The following is a 1,981-nucleotide window of genomic DNA, read 5'->3' on the forward strand; positions in this document are numbered from 1 at the left end:
GATGCAGCATCTTGAAGATGACCTTGTTCCAGTCGATCTCGAAGCCGGTCGGCGCGATGCCCAGAATGGCGATCTTGCCGCCATTGTTCATGGTGTCGATCATGTCGCGGAAAGCGGGGGCGGCGCCTGACATTTCGAGCCCGACGTCGAACCCCTCGGTCATGCCGAGCACCGGCATGACGTCGCGCAGCTTCTCCTTCGAGGCGTCGACGACATGCTGGACGCCGAGTTTCTTGGCTAGCGCCAGCCGCACCGGGTTGATGTCAGTGATGACCACTTTGCGCGCGCCGACGCATTGGGCGACGAGCGCGCCCATGATGCCGATCGGCCCGGCGCCAGTCACCAGCACGTCCTCGCCGACCAGATCGAAGGACAATGCGGTGTGGACGGCATTGCCCAAGGGATCGAAGATCGCGGCAATCTCATCGGGCACATCGTCGGGGATCGGCACGACATTGTGCTGCGGGATCGCCAGATACTCGCCGAAGGCGCCTGGACGGTTGACGCCGACGCCGAGTGTGTTGCGGCACAGATGCCCTCGCCCGGCGCGACAGTTGCGGCAATGGCCGCAGACGATGTGGCCTTCGCCCGATACACGCTGGCCGACCTTGTATTCGGTGACCGCTGCGCCGAAATCGGCAACGGTGCCGACGAATTCATGGCCCGTCACCATCGGCACCGGCACCGTCTTCTGCGCCCACTGGTCCCAATTGTAGATGTGCACGTCGGTGCCGCAGATCGCCGTCTTCTTGATCTTGATCAGCACGTCGTTGGGGCCGATTTCCGGCACCGGCACCTCTTCCATCCAGATGCCCGGTTCGGCCTTGGCCTTCACAAGCGCCTTCATCATGTTCGACATCAGGATTTCCCTATTCCGTGATTGCGCTTCTGGCGAGATAGCCTGCACAACGGGAAGGTAGGCCACTAACTCGTTTGAACGTCCGGAATGGTCAGCCCCGCCTGCTCGGCCTCGCGGCGCAAATTCTGACGGAGCCTGGGGCCGATCTGCTGGATCACCAATCCGGCTGCCAGTGAGCCAAGGTCGCCGCAAGTCTGCAGGTCGCGGCCTTGCGTGTAGCCATGCAGGAAGCCGGCGGCATAGAGATCGCCGGCGCCCGTCGTGTCGACCAGTTCCTTGATGGCGGTCGCCTTGATCACCACGGTCTCGTCGCCGCGCACGATCACCGAGCCTTTTTCCGAGCGGGTGACGGCGGCGATCCGGCAATCCTTGCGGATCTGCGCCAGCGCCTCGTCGAACGACGATGTCTGGTAGAGCGACTTGATCTCGTGGCTGTTGGCAAAGACGATGTCGACCGTGCCCGAGCGCATCAGGTCGAGGAATTCGTCGCGGTAGCGGTCGACGCAGAACGAATCCGACAGTGTCATCGACACTTCTCGGCCTGCCGCGTGCGCCAGCTTCGCCGTCTGGCGGATTGCCTCCTTGGCGCGCGGCGGGTCCCACAGATAGCCTTCGAAATAGGTGACCTTGGCGCCGGACGCCTTGTCGGCCTCGACATCCTCCGGTCCGAGCTCGACGCAGGCGCCGAGATAGGTGTTCATCGAGCGCTCGCCGTCGGGCGTGACGAAGATCATCGAGCGCGCCGTCGGCGGCTCACCCTTGAGCGGCGTGGTGTCGAAGGCGACGCCCTGCGCATGGATGTCGTGGGCGTAGATTTCGCCCAGCGCATCGTTGGAGACCTTGCCGAAGAAGGCGGCGCGGCCGCCAAAGCTGGCGACGCCGGCCGCCGTGTTGCCGGCGCTGCCGCCGGAGGCCTCGATCGCCGGGCCCATGCGGCTGTAGAGCAGTTCGGCGCGTTGTGTGTCGATGAGGTTCATCGCGCCCTTGATGATGCCGTTGGTCTCGAGGAATTCCTCGTCGCACTGGGCGATGATGTCGACAATGGCATTGCCGATGCAAAGCACGTCATAATCCGTCATCAAAATCTCCGCCAAAACCCGAGCCGGCTTCTTGCCACGCCGG

Annotated in this window: 2 protein-coding genes; both read right to left on the reverse strand. The window is 63.7% G+C overall.

The annotated features are described in order from the left end of the window. Positions 1–859, reverse strand: an 859-nt coding sequence (tdh, locus tag EOD15_RS33555) for an L-threonine 3-dehydrogenase (protein WP_127409256.1), incomplete at its 3' end; no start/stop codon positions are given. Between the two features lie 65 nt (positions 860–924). Next, complete coding sequence (locus EOD15_RS33560; protein WP_127409257.1) at positions 925–1,938, reverse strand: adenosine kinase; 1,014 nt, start codon at positions 1,936–1,938, stop codon at positions 925–927. Between the last annotated feature and the right edge of the window lie 43 nt (positions 1,939–1,981).

Source organism: Mesorhizobium sp. M7A.T.Ca.US.000.02.2.1, assembly GCF_003996995.1.
GTDB lineage: Bacteria > Pseudomonadota > Alphaproteobacteria > Rhizobiales > Rhizobiaceae > Mesorhizobium.

Excerpts from the sequence above, each read along its gene's own strand:
- EOD15_RS33560 (WP_127409257.1), bottom strand. The coding sequence starts at position 1,938 with ATGACGGATTATGACGTGCTTTGCATCGGCAATGCCATTGTCGACATC.